This is a genomic window from Chroococcidiopsis thermalis PCC 7203 (assembly GCF_000317125.1).
GTDB lineage: Bacteria > Cyanobacteriota > Cyanobacteriia > Cyanobacteriales > Chroococcidiopsidaceae > Chroococcidiopsis > Chroococcidiopsis thermalis.
In genome coordinates, this window is the sequence record NC_019695.1 from 4,225,774 (window position 1) to 4,249,696 (window position 23,923).

Annotated in this window: 13 protein-coding genes; 11 read left to right on the forward strand and 2 right to left on the reverse strand. The window is 42.0% G+C overall.

Going from position 1 to position 23,923, the window contains the following annotated elements; genetic code table 11:
* Positions 1 to 26: 26 nt before the first annotated feature.
* The 6 genes from CHRO_RS18235 (at position 27) to CHRO_RS18260 (ending at position 14,061) form a co-directional block, all read left to right on the forward strand.
* Positions 27 to 4,628, forward strand: a complete 4,602-nt coding sequence (locus CHRO_RS18235; RefSeq protein ID WP_015155709.1) for a non-ribosomal peptide synthetase — start codon at positions 27 to 29, stop codon at positions 4,626 to 4,628.
* Position 4,629: 1 nt separating this feature from the next.
* Positions 4,630 to 9,039 (forward strand): non-ribosomal peptide synthetase, encoded by a 4,410-nt coding sequence (locus tag CHRO_RS18240; protein ID WP_015155710.1) that lies wholly within the window; start codon positions 4,630 to 4,632, stop codon positions 9,037 to 9,039.
* Positions 9,040 to 9,069: 30 nt separating this feature from the next.
* Positions 9,070 to 10,473 (forward strand): aspartate aminotransferase family protein, encoded by a 1,404-nt coding sequence (locus CHRO_RS18245; RefSeq protein ID WP_015155711.1) that lies wholly within the window; start codon positions 9,070 to 9,072, stop codon positions 10,471 to 10,473.
* Between the two features lie 47 nt (positions 10,474 to 10,520).
* Positions 10,521 to 11,279, forward strand: coding sequence for a class I SAM-dependent DNA methyltransferase (locus tag CHRO_RS18250; RefSeq protein WP_015155712.1), 759 nt, complete (start codon positions 10,521 to 10,523; stop codon positions 11,277 to 11,279).
* 22 nt (positions 11,280 to 11,301) lie between these two features.
* Positions 11,302 to 11,526, forward strand: a complete 225-nt coding sequence (locus CHRO_RS18255) for an MbtH family protein (RefSeq protein ID WP_015155713.1) — start codon at positions 11,302 to 11,304, stop codon at positions 11,524 to 11,526.
* Positions 11,527 to 11,943: 417 nt separating this feature from the next.
* The gene (locus CHRO_RS18260) at positions 11,944 to 14,061 is read left to right on the forward strand and encodes an acylase (protein ID WP_015155714.1); all 2,118 of its coding nucleotides are present in this window, start codon (positions 11,944 to 11,946) and stop codon (positions 14,059 to 14,061) included.
* Positions 14,062 to 14,665: 604 nt separating this feature from the next.
* Here CHRO_RS18260 and CHRO_RS34830 read toward each other — a convergent pair.
* A complete protein-coding gene (locus CHRO_RS34830; protein ID WP_318265799.1) occupies positions 14,666 to 14,893 on the reverse strand; it encodes a zinc ribbon domain-containing protein in 228 nt (75 codons plus the stop codon).
* 402 nt (positions 14,894 to 15,295) lie between these two features.
* On the opposite strand from CHRO_RS34830, the gene CHRO_RS18270 reads away from it, so the two are divergent.
* The 5 genes from CHRO_RS18270 (at position 15,296) to CHRO_RS29775 (ending at position 21,327) form a co-directional block, all read left to right on the forward strand.
* Entirely contained in the window at positions 15,296 to 16,111 is an 816-nt protein-coding gene (locus CHRO_RS18270) for a tyrosine-type recombinase/integrase (RefSeq protein WP_219335952.1), read from the forward strand.
* Positions 16,112 to 16,351: 240 nt separating this feature from the next.
* Positions 16,352 to 16,999 carry a hypothetical protein gene (locus CHRO_RS18275; protein ID WP_015155717.1) on the forward strand — a complete coding sequence of 216 codons (648 nt, stop codon included), beginning with the start codon at positions 16,352 to 16,354 and terminating at the stop codon, positions 16,997 to 16,999.
* A gap of 18 nt (positions 17,000 to 17,017) precedes the next feature.
* Entirely contained in the window at positions 17,018 to 17,974 is a 957-nt protein-coding gene (locus tag CHRO_RS18280; protein WP_015155718.1) for a DUF1822 family protein, read from the forward strand.
* A 39-nt stretch (positions 17,975 to 18,013) separates the two neighbouring features.
* Positions 18,014 to 20,341: a CHASE2 domain-containing protein gene (locus CHRO_RS18285; RefSeq protein ID WP_015155719.1), complete on the forward strand. Its 2,328-nt coding sequence runs from the start codon at positions 18,014 to 18,016 to the stop codon at positions 20,339 to 20,341.
* A gap of 203 nt (positions 20,342 to 20,544) precedes the next feature.
* Positions 20,545 to 21,327 (forward strand): DUF928 domain-containing protein, encoded by a 783-nt coding sequence (locus CHRO_RS29775; protein ID WP_181245351.1) that lies wholly within the window; start codon positions 20,545 to 20,547, stop codon positions 21,325 to 21,327.
* Here the strand turns inward: CHRO_RS29775 and CHRO_RS18295 are convergent.
* Positions 21,269 to 23,905 carry a CHAT domain-containing protein gene (locus CHRO_RS18295; RefSeq protein WP_051033258.1) on the reverse strand — a complete coding sequence of 879 codons (2,637 nt, stop codon included), beginning with the start codon at positions 23,903 to 23,905 and terminating at the stop codon, positions 21,269 to 21,271. The two genes, CHRO_RS29775 and CHRO_RS18295, sit on opposite strands and share 59 nt — an antisense overlap.
* Between the last annotated feature and the right edge of the window lie 18 nt (positions 23,906 to 23,923).

The window sequence follows — 23,923 nt, forward strand, 5'->3', positions numbered from 1 at the left end:
ATAAATATAATTTTTGGTTTTAAATTATGATGCAACCCCAAATTCTTGAAGGTGTCCGAATTTCCCCACTCCAGAAACATCTGTGGTTGTTACAGCACGCAGATAAGCAAACACCATTTCGCGCCCAAGTAGCAGTTTTAATTGAAGGCAAGCTAGACAGAGATAATCTAAATTTAGCCTTAAAAAATGTTGTTAATAAACATGAGATACTTAGGACTAAATTTAAATGCTTGCCGGGGATGAAAATTCCAGTTCAAGTAATCAATGATAGTGACATTAATTGGGAAGATGAATACGATCTAACTGGCTGGGAAACTCAGCAACAAGAAGCTAAAGTTGATGAAATTTTTCAGGATATGCTTCAGTTGCCTTTTGATTATGAAAAAGGGCAAAATTTGCGGATCGCCTTCATAACTTTATCGGCGCTAAAATATATATTGCTTTTAAGTTTACCCGCTTTGTGCGCGGATTCTGGAACTCTGAACAACCTGGTGCGAGAAATCAGCATTTCCTACGCAGCTTGTTTTCACCAGGAATTATCTGACGAAATTTTACAGTATGCTGATATTGCTGAATGGCAAAATGAATTACTTGAATCAGAAGATACAGAAACAGGTAGAGAATATTGGCGTAAACAGGATATTGCTCATCTTCTGAATTTAAGTTTGCCATTAGAGAATCAATCGCAAGCCAATCGAGGGTTTAAACCTCAAGTTGTCGGCTTGCAGATAAATCATGATTTAAATCAAAAAATTAAAATTTTAGCCGAGAAATATAATGCTTCTGTTTCCGTATTCTTATTAGCTTGTTGGCAAGTGTTGCTCATGCGCTTGACTGGACAATCGGAAATAGTTATCGGTACGGCTACTAATGGTCGTAATTACGAAGAATTAGGAACAGCGTTAGGATTATTTGCTAAATATTTACCGTTACATACTCATTTAACATCAATTAATTCTTTTAGTGAAGTTCTACAGCAAACTCAAGAATGCTTCCAAGAAATTTCTGAATGGCAGGATAGTTTTAATTGGGAGCAAATTAAACAAAATAATAAAGATATAACAGAATCATGTTTACCATTTTGTTTTGATTTTGAATCACAAAATGAGAAATATATTGCTTCTCCTGCCAATATTTGCTTTTCAATTTACAAGCAGTATACCTGTATTGACAGATTTAAAATTAAATGTTCCTGTCTAGAAAGCGACAATTATTTAAATTTAGAATTTCATTACGATGCTAACTTATTTAGCGCCGAAAATATCAATCGCTTGGCAGGCGAATTTGAGACTTTATTGCACAGTGTCTTAAAAAATCCGTTATCTGCAATTAGTGCGTTAGAGATATTACCGCCAAACGAGCTACATCAACTGCTAGTTGATTTTAATACTACTCAAGCTGAGTATCCCAAAAATAAGTGCATTCACCAATTATTTGAGGAGCAGGTAGAAAAAACACCAGATGCAGTAGCGGTAGTGTTTGAAAATAAACAACTCACTTATAGTGAACTCAACATTCGTGCTAACCAACTAGCTCATTACTTACAGCAATTAGGAGTTAAGCTAGAAGTACCTGTGGGGATTTGTGTAGAACGATCCTTAGAAATGGTCATTGGCTTATTAGGTATCCTCAAAGCAGGTGGAGCATATCTACCGATTGAGCCAACCTATCCCCTAGAACGTCAAGCATTTATCTTAAAAGATGCTCAAACACCTGTACTACTAACTCAACAACATTTAGCAGCAAACCTACCAACTTCTGCAACTCAAGTAATTTACTTAGATACTGATTGGCAAATCATTAACCAACAGTCAACAAATAACCCAGTCAGTGATATTACAACTCTGAATCTAGCTTACATCATCTACACTTCCGGTTCGACTGGTAAACCCAAAGGGACATTAATTCACCATCAAGGATTAGTTAATTACCTCAGTTGGTGTAGCCAAGCTTATGGTGTGGAGCAAGGTACAGGAACAATAATTCACTCTCCTTTAGGATTTGACCTAACGATTACCAGCCTTTTCTCTCCTTTACTGGTGGGGAATCAGGTAGAAATTCTTTCACCAGACGAAGGTATTGAAACTCTAGCTAATGCTTTACGCGATCGCTCTAACTTAAGCTTAGTGAAAATTACACCGGCTCACTTGAAGTTACTATGTCAGATTTTATCACCGCAATCAGCCGCAGGTCGCACTAGAGCCTTCATCATTGGTGGTGAGAATTTGTTGGCTGAAGATATTGCTTTTTGGCGCGAGTTTGCACCAGAGACAATGTTGGTAAATGAATACGGTCCGACAGAAACAGTTGTCGGTTGCTGCATTTACAAAGTACCACCAGGAGAAAATCTTTCAACTTCAGTCGCTATTGGTGAGCCTATTGCTAACACCCAGTTATATGTTCTTGACCAACACTGTCAACCTGTACCGATTGGTGTAGTGGGTGACTTACACATTGGTGGCTTAGGATTAGCTAGAGGTTATCTCAATCAGCCGCAGTTGACAGCACAAAAGTTCATTCCCAACCCATTTTCTCAAACACCAGGAGAGAGGCTGTATAAAACAGGTGATTTGGCGCGTTACCGAGCAGATGGGGTTCTGGAATATCTGGGACGCATTGATGACCAGGTAAAAATTCGCGGTTTCCGCATTGAATTAGCAGAGATTCAGTCTGTAATTTTAGAGTATTCAGGGGTAAAGGAAGCCGTAGTCATAGCACGGGAGGATGTTCCAGGTAACAAACGTTTAGCTGCATACATTGTTTGGAATGCAGAATCACCCAGTTCTATCGACGTTATGCAAAGCTTTTTGCAAGAAAAGCTGCCTGATTATATGGTTCCCTCAGTTTTTGTGCCATTGAAGGAATTGCCTTTGACAAATAACGGCAAAGTAAATACAAAAGCATTGCCAGCACCAGAACAAGTTAGAGCCGCGTCAGGTACTTTTGTACCACCTACTACACCGACTGAAAAATTATTAGCAGACATTTGGACTCAAGTTTTGCGTGTGGAACGCTTAGGTATCCACGATAACTTCTTTGAGTTGGGCGGAGATTCCATCTTGAGTATCCAAATTATTGCTAAAGCTAATCAAGCTGGTTTGCAACTGATTCCTAAGCAGATGTTCGACCATCAAACAATTGCAAAATTAGCAGCAGTGGCGGGTACGGTTCGCACTATCCAAGCAGAGCAGGGATTAGTCAAAGGGGATGTATTTCTCACCCCGATTCAACATTGGTTTTTTGAGCAAAATCAGCCTGAGCCACATCACTACAATCAGGCAATTTTGCTGGAAATGCGACAAAATCTCGACAGGGAGATTTTACAGCAGGTCATGCAGCAGTTAATATTGCATCATGATTCACTTCGCCTACGTTTTGTCAAGGAATCTGGATGGAAGCAAGCGATCGCTACTCCCACAGATATTGTGCCAGCGATCCGCTATGATTTTTCTACATTGTCACAGCAAGAACAACAAAAGGCGATCGCCTCCACAGCTACAAAATTACAAGCTAGTTTTAATCTCTCTGTGAGTCCCTTAGTACAAGAGGCTATTTTTGACCGTGGTACAAATCAGCCCAGCTACTTACTACTAATCATTCACCATTTAGCTGTTGACGGTGTTTCTTGGCGCATTCTCCTAGAGGATTTCCAAACTGTTTACGCCCAAATACAAGCGGGTGAGGCAATTAAATTACCAGCTAAAACAACTTCGTTCCAGCAGTGGGCGCAAAAGCTGAAAAACTACGTACAATCAGTCGAACTTCAAAAAGAACTAGACTACTGGTGTTCAGAATCCCGCCGTCAAATTGCTCCCATCCCAGTAGATTTCCCCAGAGGCGAGAACACACAGGCTTCGGCTCGTACTATATCTGTTTCCCTGAGTGTGGCAGATACGCAAGCTTTGTTGCAAAAAGTACCAGCTGCTTATCAAACCCAAATTAACGATGTATTACTAACAGCATTGGTACAAACTTTTGCTGAGTGGATGGGAGAGCCAACACTGCTATTAGATTTAGAAGGACATGGGCGGGAAGAAATATTTGATGATGTGGATTTGTCAAGGACTGTGGGCTGGTTTACGACCATTTTTCCAGTACTATTAAAATTGCCAGCAACTTCTGACCTAGCCACGACGGTTAAAACTATCAAGGAGCAGTTACGCGAGATTCCCAATCGCGGTATCGGTTATGGTGTACTGCGTTATCTGAGTAGCGACGCAATAGCAGAAAAACTGCAAACTCTACCGCAAGCTGAGGTGCTGTTCAACTATTTGGGACAATCCGACCAAGTTCTTTTTGAATCATCGCCCTTTAGTCTAGCAGACGCAGATATTGGCGCTGCACGCAGTCCCAGGGGAAGCCGTTGTCATTTATTAGATATCAACGCGATTGTAGTTGCAGAGCAATTACAAATCAGTTGGACTTACAGCAATACGATTCATCGCCAAAGGACGGTTGAAAATCTAGCCCAGAATTTTATCAAAGCATTGCGTTCAGCTACGCTGGGCGGAACGCCATCGCTAATTCACCAAGAATCTGAAAATAACTCGCTTCGTGCAGATTTATCAGACTTTCAGTGGAGCGAAACTGACCTCGAAAACATCATTGCAGCAATTGGAGACGTTTGAAATGGGTATGCAAAATGTAGAGGATTTCTATCCTCTTTCACCAATGCAGCAGGGATTACTTTTTCATACCCTATCTGCACCAGATACAGGAGTTTATTTTAATCAATTAGTATGTACCCTTTCTGGTCAACTGAATATTCCTGTCTTTGAAAGAGTTTGGCAGCAGGTAATTGAGCGTCATCCAATTTTGCGGACTTGTTTTTGCTGGAAAGGTATAAAAGAACCTGTACAAGTAGTGCTGCGTCAGGTGCAACTGCCTTTAAAGTATTACAACTGGCAAGACCTTTCATCTACTGAGCAGCAAGAAAAGTTAGCAGCTTTTTTAGAGAGCGATCGCACTTTAGGGATCGATCTCACCCAAGCGCCATTAATCCGTTTGGCGTTAATTCAACTGAGCGAAAACACTTACCAATTCGTCTGGAACACCCATCATCTAATTACCGATGGTTGGTCTACATCATTGTTGCTGGAGGAAGTTTTTAAATTTTATACTGCCTTTTGTCAAGGTAAAGAATTACAGTTAGAGCCTCCCCGTCCTTACCGAGATTACATCAAATGGCTACATAAACAGGATTTAACAAAGGCTGAGACTTTTTGGCGACAGACGTTGAGTGGTTTTTCTGCTCCTACTAACCTACGTATTGAAAAATCACACAGTAGCACTCATAGCCAAATAAAAAATCATGCAGCCCAACAAATCAAACTGTCAGCCAGCCAAACCGCAGCGATGCGATCGCTCGTTCGTCAGCAGCAAATTACCCTCAATACTTTAGTACAAGGTGCTTGGACTTGGCTTTTGAGCTATTACAGTGGTGAGACAGACGTAGTTTTTGGTGTCACCGTCTCTGGTCGTCCGGTAACGCTGGTGGGTGCAGAATCTATGGTGGGATTGTTCATTAACAGCTTACCTCTGAGGGTGCAGGTAGCAGCAAATTCTTCTGTTGTAGCTTTCCTCAAGCATATCCAGGCTCAACAAGCAGAAATTTCTCAGTATGAATACAGCCCCTTAGTACAGGTGCAGGGGTGGAGTGAAGTACCACGGGGAATGACTTTATTTGATAGCATTTTGGTATTTGAAAATTACCCGGTGGACACTTCAAAACGGCAAATTGATAATCTAGAAATTTTGAATGTTGTTACCGATGAACGGACAAACTATCCTTTAACGGTGACAGTCGTACCTAGCCAAGAGTTGTCATTAGAAATTGCTTACAATCGCGATCGCTTTGATGATGATGCGATTACTCGAATGTTAGGGCATTTGGACAACTTGCTAGCAGGTATAGTTGCAAATCCCCAGCAGCGCCTGTCAGACTTGCCTTTGTTGGCAGAAGCAGAAAAGCAAACTTTATTAGTTGAGTGGAATAATACTCAAATAGAGTATCCGCAAGACTTGTGCATTCATCAATTATTTGAAGCACAGGTAGAAAAAACACCTAATGCAGTAGCAGTAGTACACGAGAATCAACATTTAACTTACCAACAGCTCAATCAAAAAGCTAATCAACTCGCTCATTACCTACGAAAACATGGAGTAGCGCCAGAGGTATTAGTGGGGATTTGTGTAGAGCGTTCCCTAGAAATGATAGTAGGATTATTGGCAATTCTCAAAGCAGGCGGGGCATATCTCCCACTAGATCCAGCATATCCGCAAGAAAGGTTAGCGTATATGTTAGCTGATGCTCAAGTGTCAGTGTTGCTTACCCAGGAATCTTTGTCAGCAAATCTAGATACCTCAGCCAAAGTTATATGTATAGATAACGCAGAGTTAATCATACAACAACCGCAAACTAATCTTATCAATCAAAGCCAACTTGACAATTTAGCATATGTAATCTATACATCTGGTTCAACAGGCAAACCCAAAGGGGTGATGATTGAACAAGGGTCTTTAGTTAACTACACCCAAGCAGCAATCACGGAATATGAAATAAATTCTAGCGATCGCATTCTTCAATTTGCTTCCATTAGCTTTGATGCAGCCGCCGAAGAAATTTTTCCTTGTTTAGTACAGGGAGCAACCTTGGTACTGCAAACTGATGAAATGTTAACTTCAATTCCTTACTTTTTAGAAAAATGCCAACACCAATCGCTGACTATATTAGATTTACCCACCGCTTTTTGGCAGCAATTAACTTCTGAGTTATATGCGTTCAAATTAACTTTACCGTTATCTGTAAGATTAGTGATTATCGGTGGTGAAAAAGCATTAACTGATAAAGTATTAATTTGGCAAAAATGTGTAGATAAAAGAATTAGACTAGTCAATAGCTACGGTCCTACTGAAACCACAGTAGTAGCTACAACTTGTGATTTATCAGAGCAAACTTTTACCCAAGAAATACCTATTGGCAAAGCTATTTCTAATATTCAAACTTATATTTTAGATTGCTATCTGCAACCAGTTCCTATTGGTATTCCCGGAGAATTGTATATTGGTGGTCAAGGTGTAGCACGAGGTTATCTCAATCAACCTGAATTAACGGCTGAGAAATTCATTCCCAACCCTTTTAACAAAGCAGGAGACAAAAAGTTATACAAAACAGGAGACTTAGTACGCTATCGCAGTGATGGTAATATCGAAATCATTGGTCGCGTAGACCATCAAGTAAAAATTCGTGGTTTCCGTATCGAACTAGGAGAAATAGAAGCCAAATTAATTCAGCATTTGATGGTGCAAGATAGTGTAGTTGTAGTTAGGGAAGATAACCCTGGTGATAAACGCCTAGTAGCATATATTGTTCCTAGCACTCAAAATTATGACTTAAAAAATCATAGCGAACTGATACCAGAATTACGACAATTACTCAAAGCAAGTCTACCAAATTATATGCTTCCTTCTGCTTTTGTACTATTGGAAAAACTACCACTTACACCCAATGGCAAAATAGACCGCAAAGCCCTACCTATAGCTGACCAGACTGATTCCAATATTGGAACAACCTATATAGCACCACGTACACCAGTTGAAGAACAACTAGCGAAAATTTGGGCTGATTTGCTCAAGGTTAAACAAGTTGGAATTGAAGATAACTTTTTTGACTTGGGAGGACATTCTTTACTACTAACACAGCTTGTTTTCCGAGTACGTCAAATATGGCAAATAGAATTACCTTTAAGCAGTTTGTGGGAAATGCCGACAATTGCTAGTTTAGCCCAAAGTATTGAAACGGCTGAAAACAGGGGTTATTCTACTGTCGCTATTACTTCCAAAAATCAAATTAATTGGCAAGCCGAAGCTGTCCTTAATTCTGCAATACGTCCTGAAGCACCAATTAAGTATCCAACTGAGCCTGCTAAAATTTTCTTAACTGGTGCCACAGGTTTTGTAGGATCGTTTTTACTTTATGAACTCTTACAACAAACTCATGCAGATATTTATTGCTTAGTACGTGCTGCTAACTTGGAAGAGGGCAAAAACAGAATTAAAAATAGCCTCGAATCATATTTACTTTGGGATAATTCTTTCAGTTCTAGGATTATTGCAACTGTAGGTAATTTATCTGAGCCACTCTTGGGACTTTCTCAGCAGAAATTTCAAGAATTGGCAGAGTTAATTGATGTAATCTATCATAATGGGGCTTTGGTTCATCATGCTTCCCCATACGCCACACTCAAGGCAGCAAATGTATTAGGAACCCAGGAAGTTTTGAGACTAGCATCTCAAGGTAAAGTCAAACCTGTGCATTTTATGTCAACTGATGGGGTTTTTTCTGCTAAAGGTTATTCGGGTGTAAAAGTAGTACGAGAACAAGACAGCCTTGACGATTATCAAGTACCATCTGGTGGGTACACTCAGAGTAAATGGGTTGCCGAAAAGTTAGTCACCATTGCCCGCGATCGCGGTCTTCCTGTATGTATATATAGAATAGGACGTGTTTCTGGACACAGCCAAACCGGAGTATTCAATCAAAATGACTTTTTATATAGGTTAATCATCGGCTGTATCAAACTTGAGAAAGTGCCAGATGTCAATATGATTGAAGACATAGCACCTGTAGATTATGTAAGCAAAGCTATAGTCTATTTATCCAAACAAGAGCAATCTATTGGTAAAGCTTTTCATTTTGTAAATCCGCAACCTTTTCATTCCAATACACTCATCAAATTACTCCGTAGCGTTGGCTATTCACTGCAACAAGTTTCTGAGCAACAATGGCAAGCAGCTTTAATTAACATTGCGGAACACCATCCAGAACATCCATTATTTCCACTTGTACTATTGTTGAATGCGCCGAAAAATCATAACTCAATATTATTAAATTTCGATTGTCAAAATACAACCAAGGGGCTGGCTAATACTGGCATTACTTGCCCGCCAGTGGATGAAAAGTTACTCAATACTTACTTGTCATATCTGCTGAAAACAGGTTTTTTAGAAAATCCTAAGCAGAAATTATTAAACATTTAAATTTCCAATAATTCACCACATATTACTGCCATGCAATTAACCAATTCAGCATCTACAAGCAACTTAAATTTTCAACAACAGCTACTAGAAAATTTCATTGACCGTTACATCAATAAAACACAAACATCAAAGCAGTTAACCCAAGTCTATCGTTCTGTACTTGCCGATAGAAGAAATTCTATGGAATTTCACAAGGTATTCAAAGAAATGGTCTATCCCATTATTGGCAAACGTGCTTCTGGTTCTAAAATGTGGGATATTGATGGTAACGAATATCTAGACCTTGTGATGGGCTTTGGAGTCAATCTTTTTGGTCATAATCCATCTTTTATTAAAGAAGCCATACAAGAGCGATTAGAGCAAGGCATACATATTGGACCACAATCAGATTTAGCTGGTGAAGTTGCACAGTTATTCTGTGAACTCACAGGGATGGAACGTGTGACCTTTAGTAATACTGGCACAGAAGCTGTGATGACAGCAATACGCCTAGCACGCGCTACAACAGTCCGGCAAAAAATTGCCATGTTTGCAGGTTCTTATCATGGGCATTTTGATGGCACTTTAGTTAAAAGACAGAAAATAGACGACCAATTCATTGTAGTTCCACGTTTTCCTGGTGTCTTGCCGAACGTAGCTCAAGATATTTTAGTTTTGGATTATGGTGATTTCAAATCATTAGAAATAATTAAAGCTTATCAACATGAATTAGCTGCTGTTTTAGTCGAACCTATTCAAGATGAACGACCAGATATACAACCGCAAGATTTTCTTGTTCAATTGAGAGAAATCACTCAAAAATCTGGCATCGCTTTAATCTTTGATGAAATGCTTACCGGCTTCCGGATTCATCTAGGTGGAGCGCAAGCATGGTTTGGCATTGAAGCAGACATAGCAACTTATGGAAAAATTGTCGGTGGTGGCTTACCCATTGGAATTATCGCTGGCAAAGCAGCTTACATGGATAAAATAGACGGTGGGATGTGGAACTATGGAGACGCATCTTTTCCTCAAGTAGAAACAACATTTTTTGCTGGAACTTACTGTAAACATCCCCTGGCTATGGCTGCTGCACGAGCAGTACTTAAATATTTACAAAGCCAAGGTAATGCCCTTCAACAACAATTAAATGAACGTACTTCTCAGTTTGTAAAAAAACTGAATACTTATTTTCAAGAAGATGAAGTACCGATTCGCTTGGCAAACTGTGGTTCCATATTTACTTCTGTTCCCTTAGGAAATGCTGTTGATTCTGGAGATTCTGCTTCAGGAAATTTGGATTTGATTTTTTATCATCTTATCTCTCGTGGAGTTTTTATGATTCCCAATGGCGGTTTATTATCAACAGCCCATACTGACGAAGATTTAGAATACATTATTCAAGCTGTGAAAGATAGTATCAAGGAACTTCGAGAAAGTGGCTTTTTACCTTAAAAGTTACATTGATAAATCAATTCAATAATCAATAGAAAAATAAGGACATGGTTACAATTCAACCTAATGCTACATACGACCCTTGGGCTAAAATCTATAATGATTATTGGGGTCAAAGATACTGCCAAACAATTTTGCCAGCTTTTGAAAAGCTACTACAACAATATAATGTTCATCAAGGGGCAAACCTTCTTGATTTATGTTGTGGTACTGGACACGTAGCACAAAGTTTAAGCGAGCAAGGATATCAAGTAACAGGTCTTGATATTTCGGCAGGAATGTTGCAATATGCGCGTGAGAATGCCCCCAGTGCAAAATTTATCCTTGATGATGCTAGATTTTTTAATTTGCCGTCTACTTTTCATGCAGTGATTTGCGCTAATGCAGGTCTTAATGAAATATTACTTCTTGAAGATTTGCAAGCAGTATTCAAAAAAGTATATGATTCACTTCTGGATAATGGAATTTTTCTGTTTGGATTAAATTTAGAAGATTTTTATAAATCTTGGCATGGTACAATTTCAGATGGTGATGTAAAAGACGATTTCGCCTGGGCTTGTTGTGATAGCTATAACCCAGAAGCAAAAATAGGTCAATTTAAAATTACTATCTTTCAAAAAGTAGAGGAATTTTGGCAACGTTTAGATATTAATAATTCAGTAAGAGGCTATTCTCGAATAGAAGTTATTACAGCTCTCAAAAATGTAGGATTTACAGATATTTATATCTATGGTAAAGAGGGTGATGTAGTAAAATCTGAACATAATTTTCATGTCATCTTTTTAGGAAGTAAGCAATCTAAATAGACAAATTTGGAGTCGATAAACAATGAATAACGCCGATACAGAAAACCAAACTATTTATAAAGTTGTGGTTAATCATGAAGAACAGTATTCTATTTGGCCTGCTGATAGAGAAAATGCTCTTGGTTGGAGAGATGCAGGTAAAAGTGGGCTGAAATCAGAATGTCTAGAATACATTAAAGAAGTATGGACTGATATGAGACCTCTAAGTTTGCGAAAGAAAATGGAGGAGCTATCTAGCCAAAATTAATACTTCTATAACTTTGCTATTGCTATTTGTAGAGGGGTTTAACTTCTCTACAATACTTGTATTATTGAAACTTAAAATACAAGGAAAAATTTAATTTTAGTGCGAATTCAAATTGTCATGAAAACAAACAAATTAAATCTTAACTCTTGGATAGTTTGCCCTCAACTTTACCCTATTTACTTGAATAATTTTATTTCTTTGTTGTGTGGTTCATTTTTAGTTACCGGCTTGACTGTTAGCGGTATTATTCAAGTACATCCTTAGTGGCAAAATGATTATGCCACTGCTGGGCTTGAGTGTTGTGACGATCGCTTGAATTATTGAGCAGGAATGCTGCTAGCCTACCGCGATCGCTTACTGCTGTTTTGCTGATATCTGCTGGGCGATCGCAGTCTTTAATCTTTTACTTCAAATCAAATGTTTTTTACGGATAAAACTAAGCTTGATAGTCCTTTGGGCTGGCAGAAACAATTTAGAAGGCTGTTACCTTTTTTACTGAGCATCATATTTACGTTGGCAGTGAGTAGCCAGAGTATAAGCTCTGCACCCAAAAGTACAGAAATTCTTTGGGACACCTACGGTATACCCCATATTTACGGTAGTAATGCCCAAGGAGCTTTTAAAGCCTTTGGGTGGGCGCAAACGCAAAGTCATGCTAACTTGCTGTTGCGCCTTTACGGACAAGCAAGGGGAAAGGCTGCCGAATATTGGGGAGAGGAATATATAGATTCAGACAAATGGGTACTAACGATGGGTGTACCCAAAAGAGCGATCGCTTGGTATAAAGCCCAAAACCCGGCGTTTCGGAGTTACATAGATGCCTTTGCAGATGGGATTAATGCCTATGCCAAAGAACATCGCAATTTAATTGACGATGAAGTAGAAGTAGTGTTACCAGTCAAGCCAGAAGATGTACTCAGCCACCTGCAACGGTTACTGCTGTTTACTTTTGTGGTCAATCAGGGGAGTGTTGCACAGGTGAGTCAGCATCAGTCTCCAGCAGCCTCTAATGGTTGGGCGATCGCACCAAAAAGGTCTGCTAGTGGCAAGGCGATGCTGTTAGCTAACCCTCACTTGCCTTGGGGAGACTTATTATGGTACGAAGCTCAAATTACTGCGCCTGGGATTGATGCTTACGGGTCAACATTGGTTGGTATTCCCGTATTAGCGATCGCCTTCAACGATAATTTAGGTTGGACTCACACTGTCAATACTCATGATGGTTGGGATGCCTACGAACTGAAATTGCAGAACAATGGCTATCTTTTTGATGGCAAAGTTCGCCCCTTTGAAACAGCAAGCTTTCCATTAAAGGTGAAGCAGAAAAATGGCTCGTTGCGCGAACAAATATTTACAGTCAAAAGTTCTGTTCACGGGGCTGTAGTGAGCAAGAAAGATAGCACTTTAGCACTGCGTGTTGTTGGGCAAGACAGTTCTGGTGTATTAGCCCAGTGGTGGGATATGGCTAGAGCCAAAAATCTCAACCAATTTCAGAAGGTACTACAACGGTTGCAACTTTCCATGTTTACTGTCATGTATGCCGACCGCGAAGGACATATCATGCACCTATTCAACGGTCAGGTTCCCGTGCGTCAACAAGGAGACTTTATATACTGGCAAGGTATAATCCCTGGTGATACATCCAAAACTTTGTGGACTAAAAATCATCCTTACCAAGATTTGCCCAAAGTCATCGATCCTGCTAGTGGTTGGTTGCAAAATGCCAACGATCCACCTTGGACTACAACTTCTCCACTAGCTATCAAAGCAAACGATTATCCACCTTACATGGCTCCAAGAGGACCAATGTATTTCCGGGCGCAGAGTTCTGCTAGGATGTTAGCTGAAGATGAAAGCATTTCGTTTGACGAAATGGTTGCTTACAAGCATTCTACCCGGATGGAATTAGCCGAAAGGATTCTCGATGAGTTGATTGGGGCTGCTCAACAGCAACAGGATGAATTAACACGCCGCGCCGCCCATGTCTTAGCAGCATGGGATCGCAAAGCTGATGCTGATAGTCGAGGTGCTGTACTGTTTAGTTTCTGGGTTGACGCTATAGACTTCGATACGGTGTTTAAGACTCCTTGGAACGAGAAATCTCCATTCAAAACACCTGACGGCTTGGCCGATCCTCAAAGTGCAGTGAAAGCGTTGGCAGATGCAGCAGCAAAAGTAGAAAAAGCTTACAAAAAGCTAGATATAGCTTGGGGTGATGTCTTTCGATTGCGGTCTGGCAATTTAGATTTACCAGCTAATGGTGGTGATGGAGATAGAGGTATTTTCCGTGTAGTGAATTACGCCCCAACAGGTGATGGACGCTTTCAAGCAGCCGGAGGTGATTCTTACGTTGCTGCTGTTGAGTTCTCTCAGCCAGTCAAAGCATTGGCTCTCATCGGTTATGGTAATTCCAGTCAACCTAATTCGCCCCATGTTAGCGATCAACTGCCACTTTTTGCTCGTCAACAATTGCGTCCGGTTTGGCGAACCCGAAAGGAGATTACAGCCCACTTAGAGGAGCGCAAAGCATTCTAAAAAAGGAGCAAAAAGCAGGATTTTAACCTAGTTCTGTTTTCCCAAATGAATGTTAACCAAAAATTATAGGTAATGTTTTCTGATGCGAAACAAAGAGAATAGCAAAAGCAACTACAACGTTACCTAAAGGAATAAAAAATCCACAAATATCACCTTTACTAGGTCTGGTTCTGGGAATAATTATCCTGCTAATCAGCTTGGTGTTCAGTGTCACTCTTGGTGCAGCAGAAATACCTCTAGGCAAGATTCTGGAATCCTTTAGACCTGTCCGAAATATAAATCTGGATACAAAAAAATGGTAGAACGGTAAATTGAGTGTCTACCGTTGGTCTACCATAATGAAAAATCCACTTCATTATATTCACAAATATCCACTCCGTACCAAACAAATATTGGGAATTAGCTACGAGCAATTTCTTTTATTAGTTAAAGGGCTGCGACAAGTAATGGAACAAAAAACCGGAATAAGAAACCGGACAATTTTCTTATCTCCTCAGCCATGTATATACATATATGGCTACTATGCCTTACCATGTATATACATAGACAAGAGGAGAAAAGCGGTAAAAACTTTATACGCTAAAAACTTTATACGCTTTAGCACTCAGGTTGCAGATACAGTGCTAGTTTTGTAAGACTGCCCGCAGTATGGGCAAAATCTGAACTTGATTGACACTATGAGTTCGTTACAACTAACGCAGCGATCGCGCAGTTGCGTCCCACAAGCAAAACAAAAAAGAGAGCGTGGATTTAACCACATGAGTTCGGCTTGGGTTCCTGGTGTCCAACAGTTAGGGCAAATTTTCAACTGCTGTACCGCTGCTACTGGCATTCCTCGACATACTGCCTCCAAATACTCTTCTGAAATCTGCAAAGCTCTCGACAATCCTGTTAGTGACTTGGAGTTGAGGCGAGTTGTCAATCCTTTCTCAATCTTGCCTACACTTTGTAAGTGAATACCCGCTTTGTGAGCTTATTCGGCTTGACTCATTCCAAGCGCAGTTCTAACTCGCCGGACGTACTCTGTCAGCTTTTCACCTTGAGCTGGTAGTTTATCAGTTTCAGAAATAAACATAAAAGTAAGTAACAAAGTCACTTATAAAAGTATATGATTAGCTAGCTCATCTGAGTTATCTTATTTTAGATAAGTGATAAAGTATGAATGTGTTTCTTGCTACTGTGGCTACATAATTTTTAGAGCGTTCGGGATTGAGCCAGAGTACAATTCGTTCGTTTGAGTCAAAGAAAGCTTCCCTTGGTACAGCAATACGGACGATCGCCTGTTAGTTCGCTCAATCGTCAACAACTAGAGCAATACCTTAATAACTTGACTCATTTGTCCTACACGACTCACAATCGCCACTCCTCTATTATTCAATCTTTGCTTAACTTTGCCTTAGAACAAGGCTATATTGAATCCAACCCAATCGCCCGCCTCAAACGCCGCAAGCCAGATCGTGAAAAGGGCGAACACAATAGTGATGAAGTGATTCACTATCTAAATCCACAGCAACTTAAGATTTTTTACAGTTTGTTAGAACCCAACTCCAGGCTACACACACTGGTACTCCTACTACATCGAACTGGAGCAAGAATTGCAGAAGCCTTAGCTCTAGATCTAGAACAAATAGACTTAAAAGAATACAAATTCCAAGTAGTGGGTAAAGGAAACAAGCAAAGGTGGTGCTTCTATGGTGAGGACTTAGCTACTGTACTAGAGAAATATCTTAGACTCTATCGGCATCAAGATTCACCTGCCCTATTCACTGCTCAAAATCCCTTCACAAAAGAAGTCTCTAGGCTGTCTTACCGTACTGCTTATGAAGATTGGAGCCGAACCACGCAGCAGAGATTAGAGCTAAAAGGCTGCCGTCTACACGATTTGAGGCATACGTTTGCCACCGAACGGGTGGGGCTGATGGGGATTGAAGAATTGAGAGCGCTGATGGGGCATACTAACATCCAGACGACATTACGCTATCAAAAAGTTACATCAAGTCGTGCAGAAGAAGTAGCCAAGAAAGCGTTAAAGGCTTTACTAAAAAGCTAAATTTTATCAAATAGTTTTATTTAAAATAAATTTTATAAAATAAACTTATCTACAAATATTTTTGCGTTTGCAGAGTATTGACCGTACTCTGTCTATACAAATTGAGACTACCTACTAGGATCGGAAGTCTATCCCCAACAGAAAAGTTTTGTAACAATTTGTAACAATGCGTGTAAAAGTAGCGCTGGTATCTCAGAGATAGGGATAAGTAATTTACTTTGGCGATATTCGCAGCTTGAAATGACCAACGATTCGCGACAAGCGCTGGATGCACAACTCAAAGAACTAATACTGCTTGCCCAGCAACACTCACACGCGACTAAGGGGCGGCGGACAGCCTTAAGTCAGCTCGTCAACGCTATCTGGCAATCGGGTAAACTTTGTCGTCCCTACAAAGGTCGATTTCAACTAGCTTACGAAGATATTTATGAAGAAGCAGTACAAAATCTCTTCTTTTATCTTTGTCGGGATGACAATATTCATAACTATAATCCAGAGCGTGGCGAAGTTATGGCTTGGGTAAATATGCTACTAACCAAACGTTTTTTTCCCGAAGCTATTCCGAAAAATATTGGCAAACCGAACGAAATCAATCTCGAAAGCTCTCATCTGGAGAATTTATCGTCATCTGAGTCTGTATCACTATTCGAGCAAGTCAGACAATACATAGAATCCGATCCAGACAGAATTTTTACCAGAAAACATATAAAAGAGCGCCCTGAAGCAAATTTTCAAGCAATAGCTAGAAGAAGGTATTCAGGAGTTTCTTGGCAAGATATATCGACAGAGTGGGGAATTGGAATTACAAGATTACATAACTTTTACCGCCGCTGCCTGAAAAAATTTGCTCCTCAAATCCGAGAGAATATACAAACTACAAATTGCTAATCAAGTAGACAAAAAATTATGAATGCCATGAGAGTTCTTTCCACCTTCACAGCACCTATATCTCCAAAAGAGCGAGAGCGAGCCGAACAGTTCTCCAGACAGCAAGCTACACCCGAGAAAGGCGAACAAGTTCGTCTCAACACCTTGGCTGTATCTTTTGTAAATTTCTATCTAGAATGCATGGGATTTGAAACTCTCTTGGAGAACAGCGACAGTTGGAATCCCGTGCAACAGACGCTGACGGATACAGCCGCTCTGCGCTTGAAAAATTTGGGAGATTTAGAATGCCGTCCGGTATTAGCAAATACGCAATTTATTTACATACCACCTGAAGTCCAGTCAAGCCGAATTGGTTATGTCATCGTGCAAATTCATGAATCATTTCGAGAAGCAACAATATTAGGGTTTGTTAAGCAGGTATCGACCGAATCACTATCAATCGTTCAACTGCAACCTCTAGAGAAATTGCTAGAGTACTTAGAAGACCTTTCTCAAGCTCGACAAGCTAAACTATCTAGTCGATCGCCTGCTGTCAGTAAAAATCGCATTAATTTGAAACAATGGTTGGACAATATTTTTGAGGCGGGTTGGCAGGAAATTTCAACTGTTTTAGAGCTTCAAATAGCCGAGCCAGCTTGGAGGAATGCCAGAAATGCAAGTGCGAGTAGGGGCAAGAAGATCGACTTAGGCAAACAGACGATCTCTCAATCGGTGGTTCTAGTCGTTGCCGTCAATCCAGAAAACTCGCGAGAGATGGACATTTTTGTAGAAGTGCATCCGACAAGCGGACAGACTTATCTACCGTCAAATCTTCAGGTGTCGGTGCTGGATTTTGCAGGAGTGGCTGTGATGGAAGCCTCTTCTAGGAATACAAATAAGAATATTCAATTGCAGTTTGGTGCTGAATCGGGAGAATATTTTAGCGTTAAGCTAGCTTTGGGAGAGGCGATCGCGATCGAGGATTTTATCATTTAAACATGAGAAGCATAGCAAGCTGACAAAGGCACGTAGGCAGTGAGCAAGTTAGTTATTTTAAAGCTAGATGGCAGTTTAGAACAAGGCGTTAGCGTGACGCTGGAAATTGGCGAACAGAACGCTCGTCCCTTTATAGAAGTTACAGGACAGTTGCCTCCAGCGACCAATTTACTCGTGACATACGATCGCTGGCATTCAGCTTATCGCAGCTTGGGTCAGTCGGCTCGCATTAAAGCAAAACAAATCGTCTACGACGGCTCAATAAGCCAGCGACGCGAAGATTGTCGGCAATTAGAAGATCTACTGCGAGCGCAACTGAACTCTTGGCTGCGATCGGAGTCCTTTGATTCTATCCGAGATAATTTACTGCCACATCTCAAGTTTCCCAAAGACGAGGTGCGATTACTCATCAGTACTCGTTCGATTCAATTGCGAAAGATTCCCTGGTTGCTGTGGGATTTAGTCGAGCAGTCGCCCAAAGTGGAAGTCGCCTTGAGTTTCCCAAACTATGAATCACCGCCTACATCAAAAAAGTTTTTGACGCGAAAATCCGTCAGAATTCTAGCGATTTTGGGTAAGAGTACGGGGATCGATATCCAAGCAGATCGGCAGTTATTGGAAAGTTTACCATATACTAAAACAACATTTCTCGAAAACCCGGACTCTCAGGAAATTAAAGACCATTTGTGGGGGTGCTCTTGGGATATTCTCTTTTTTGCCGGTCATAGCAGCACCGAGGGAGACAGCGGACGAATTTACATTAACGAGACAGAAAGCTTAACAATTGAGGAGTTTAGCAGGGCTTTGAGCAATGCCGTTGCGGGTGGACTACATTTAGCAATTTTCAACTCCTGCGACGGATTGGGATTGGCATCTGGGCTACAAAAAGCCCAAATTCCGCAAGTCATTGTCATGCGAGAACCCGTACCGGACTTGGTAGCGCAAAGGTTTTTAAAGTACCTGCTGGAAGCTTTAGCGGGTAGAAAATCGCTTTATCTAGCAATGCGGCAAGCGCGATCGCGATTAAAAGAGGATCTAGAGGTTCAGTTTCCTTGTGCTAGCTGGTTGCCAGTCATTTGCCAAAATCCCGCTGTCACGCCAGCAATCTGGCCACCTCCCATTTTGTCCAACAGCCGTCACCTAACAACGGTGCTACTTCTGAGCGTGGCGATAACAGCTAGCGTATTGGGGGTGCGGCTGCTGGGAGAATTGCAAACGTGGGAATTGCAAGCTTACGACAGCTTGATGCGATTGCGATCGGATACAGGGCAAGATTCGCGGCTGTTGATCGTCACCGTCACCGAGGATGATTTTCAACTGCCCGAGCAAAAGCAAAGAACTGGGTCGATATCGGATTTAGCACTAGTACAACTGTTGCAGAAACTCCAACAATTTCAAGCGCGAACTGTTGGGTTGGATATTTATCGCGATTTCCCAGTTAAATCCGATCGGGATTCTTTAGCCACTCGCCTGCGCGATCGTAACTTCTTTGCAATCTGCAAAGCCAGCGATCGCGCTAAAAATCATCCTGGAACTGCACCCCCTCCCGAAGTTGGGCCAGCGCGTCTGGGGTTTAGCGATGTCATTCAAGACTCAGATGGCGTTTTACGCCGACATTTATTAGCAATGAAACCAGCTCCGACATCGCCTTGTACTACACCCTATGCCCTAAGCGCCCAACTAGCGTTTCACTACTTAGAGCGATCGGGCATTTCTGCCAAGTATAACGCCAGAGGAGATTTGGTATTAGGTGATGTCGTTTTCCAACGTTTGCGATCGCGTATGGGTGGCTACCAACAAGTAGATGCATGGGGCTATCAAGTCTTGCTCAACTACCGCTCTTACCGCCATTCTCCTTTAGAAATTGCGCCAACAGTGACGCTGAGCGATCTTCTTCGTGGTGCGGTGAAGCCGGAGGAAGTGAAAGATCGAATCGTCCTCATCGGTGTCACTGCTCAAAGCGCCCACGATTATATACCTACGCCTTATAGCGCCCAGCCAGGATTTTATCAGGAAATGCCAGGGGTTATCGTACAAGCGCAAATGGTCAGTCAAATCGTCAGTGCAGTTAAAGATGGGCGACCTTTAATTTCAGTTTGGTATATTTGGGGCGAAGTCTTATGGATTTGGGGTTGGTCTGCGGTTGGAGCTGCGATCGCCTTTGCCTGTAGGTCTGGGCTATACCTTATACTAGCGGGTGGAAGTGCACTGGGTGTTTTATGGGGTCTTTGCTTAGTTTTCTTCAGCCACGGCTATTGGGTTCCCTTTGTGCCATCAGCCTTAGTTTTAGTAGGTACTGGTAGCACTGTGACAGTCTACCTTGCTTTACAAGAGGGACGACTGTTTTCTTCAACGGCAGAAGCATGACTTTGATTGACTGACAAAACTACTAACATCCTTATGTGAAAAATTTCTTCGTTAAATTGTTGCATTCACCTTAAAATTATGGGGTGTATAAATCTCTATACAAAGTAAAGTTGTGTCGATGGGTACGGCTAATAGTTATGTTGCCCGTGCAAAAGATTAAACTTACCCTCGCGATTAGCTGTGCAATCCTTAGCTGTACGCAAGTGCAAGCACAACCTTTAAACTCTCTATCTGGACAAAACCAGAGTCCAGACCCTAGCAGGAAATCACACGGCTCGTTGACTTTTGCTGCACCACCTCCACCAGAGGACATCGGGGAACCAGGTCAGCGATCGGAAGCTGGAAGCCGTGGCTGCTTTAATCTAGAGCGACAGCTTCCAAGCAATACCCAAAAGCAGCAGCTCGCAGCACTAGTACCAGTTTATTCCGATTCAGCATTGGTCTTAGGCACGACAATCAGCGCCGCACCCACTTTTTGGTTTTATACTTCTTATGTAGCACCTGTTCCAGCTAAGTTTGTGTTGCGGAACAAGGATGGTGGGTTGGTTTATCAAACTGATGTCGCGTTGCCCCAAACCCGAGGAATTATCAGCCTGTCTCTTCCGAAAACAGCACCACCGCTTTCAGTTGGTCGGCAATATCGTTGGTTTTTGAAGATTTATTGTCGGGAGCAAGAGCCGCCTGCTTTTGTGGATGGGTGGATTCAAATAAACCCGCTCGACCCTACCCTCAAGGAGCAGTTAGAGAAAGCTACACCGCGCGATCGCGTAGCTCTTTATGCCGTCAACGGTCTATGGTTTGATGCGCTAACTGTCGCAGCCCAACTGCGTCGTCGCAATCCGAATAATCCTTCTTGGGCAGAGCTTTTGCAGGTCATTGGTTTGAACGAGCTGGCGATCGAACCAATTGTAGAGTGCTGTTCAACTACTAAAGCCAATTCCCCAATAAAACGTAGGGTGCCCAGAACAGGGGACGTTGATATTTAGGATTTTGTAAAAGGGACAATTGGGCGCGACGAAGTGCTTCGGCTTTAGTTAGCGATCGATCTGCTAACTCTCGGTAGAATTCACTCATGAGCGCTGCGGTGGACTCGTCGTTTAAACTCCATAAGGAAGCAACTGTACTACGCGCCCCCGCCCGTACAGCTACACCAGCAATTCCCAAGGCAGCCCGCTTGTCTCCAGCAGCCGTTTCACAGGCACTCAAGACGAGCAATTCAACGGCATCAGGTCTGTTTTGCTCTCGATTTCGGACTAAGTTATCCAACTCATTGACGTATATGCGCTTATCCCAGGCGACGATAAATGTCTCCTCAGCTTTAGAGCTGAACTGTCCGTGAGTTGCCAAATGAACGACAGGGAAAGGCAGAGAATTAATTTGGTTTTGCAGAGCCGTGCTGGTAAATTCGTTGTTCAGCAGGACGTTACTCGGTATTTCGGCGCGAATTTCTGCTAATTCCAGCTTGACGTTGGGTAAGGCAGAAAACCCTTGACGTGGTTGGGACAGTCCGGCAGCTATTGCCTCTAATGTTTTCTCTTGCAATGGTTGGGGATTAATCAGTTGCAGCCCAGGAGTGAGTGCAATGCCATATTTTTCAATTAGATACTGTTTGCCATCGTACAGAGCTGCCATCGGGATATTCCGCAAAGCACCATCTAGTACGAATACCAGTGTTTTGACTTGACTTTTGGCTAAGTCAGTGACGGCTGGTTGAATTAACCAGTTATAAACCTGTTGAGATAAGGCTTTAGCTTCGACCAGCGTATCGGGTTCTATGAGGTTTTGCCTGAGCGCATCCAAGGTTTTTTCAACTTGGGTTTGAGCCACAGCAGCCGTGTAGTGCAGCACGGGCTTTTGAGGCAACTTGAGGATAACCTCTAGTCTGTCTGGTAGGATAATTGGATAGATCGCTGCGGCTGTTTGGTCTTTCTGGTCGATAACTTGGTCGATCTGAGACACAGTATCCAAACAGGCTTCTCGAAAGAAGTTATCCAATTCTGCTAATTGCAATGATTCAATTGTTTCGCGGGCTTTTTGAAGATTTGCTTGACTGGTTTGGTTTCCCTGCGGCTGCAACAGCAATTCGACGAGCTGCCGATAAACTGGTTCGACTCGATCGCGAAAGTCAAACTGCACGTCAGGATTGATGGCGACTAAATCGTAGCGCAGAGACTGGAGCGACTTGACTGCTCGATCGTATGCCGCGATCGCTTCTTGAATATTTCCCCTAGCTTTGAGCAAACGCCCTAGCTGCCATTCCCAGCGATAGGCAATATCTCTGGCATCTATAGTTTGAGCGAGAAATAGGGCTTGTTGAGTCAGGTTTTGGGCATCAGTCAACTGCCCCTTTTGTTCGTATAGATTCCCCAAGACACCAAGAGCGTAAGACTGAGTACGCCGATCTTGCAAGTCTTGCGCCTGCTGTACGGCAGTTGACAAGATTTGAGCAATATCCAGCCATGAGGGGCTATCTGTGGCGCTCTTTTGTTTGAATTGCGTTAAGCTTTCAGCCAGGTTGATTCTGGCATAGATTGCCGTTCGGCTAGAGGGTAAGTTACCGATCTGAGTTTGAATTTGGGGTAATAATGTTTTAACATCTGCCAATCGCTTAGTTTCCAGCAGTAGTCTCAGTTGATTGGTTTGGGCGTTGATGCGGGTGATTGGCGATTTGGTAGCATTAGCAGCTTGTTGGTAGAAGTCTATTGCTGCTTGAGAATCTTGCTGAGCGCGGGCTGTATTGCCTAAACTCAGCAAAACATCGGCGATCGCTTGTTTATCTGGCAACTTGGAAGCTACTGCTAAACTTTGCTCTAATACTTGTCGCGATTGTTCTAAGTCACCTATGGCAAGCAAAACATTGCCCAAACTCCGCACTCCTGTAACCTTAAGCGCTGAGTTGGGCTGATTTTGTAAAAGCTGGGTAGTTTCAGTTAAAGTTTTTTGCGCTTGACGGAAAAGCCCTAAAGCTTGCAGAGCTTGGGCAGAATTGATGCGGTTGCGAATAATTGAATTGCGATCGCCTAATTGGGTATAAATGTCAGCTGCTTCTCGCCAAGTATTTAAGGCATTTTCAGCCTTGCTTTGAGCCAGTTGCAGACGACCTTGGATATCTAGAACTTGAGCAAGAATCTCTAAATTTTGAATTGGAATTTCTCCTCTGCCCCTCTGCCCCTCTGCCCCTCTGCCCTGCTTCACGGGATATCCCTGTAAATTTAAACTAGAGGCGATCGCGCTTTGAGCCTGCGTCCACTGTTCCAGTTGCTGATAAGCTAGCGATATATTGCCCAGTGTCATAGCTTGTCGGGGTTCGTCGCCACTAGCTTTGAATGCAGCTACTGCCTGTTGCCATATCGTAATTGCTTGAGCAAATTGTTCGGCTTCATAGAGTTTTCTGCCTTGTTCTACTAAATTTTCGGCGTTGGGCAAGCTTTGTGTAGTAGGGGTTTGTGCAGTTATATAGGCGAAGGTGGGAGGTAATAACCCCGCGCCCAAGAACATAGCCAAAAGCAGCAGCACGCTTAAGAGACGTTTGATTTTCCGAAATCTAGATTTTTTTCTTATCATGTTTTTGCCCCGATCCGC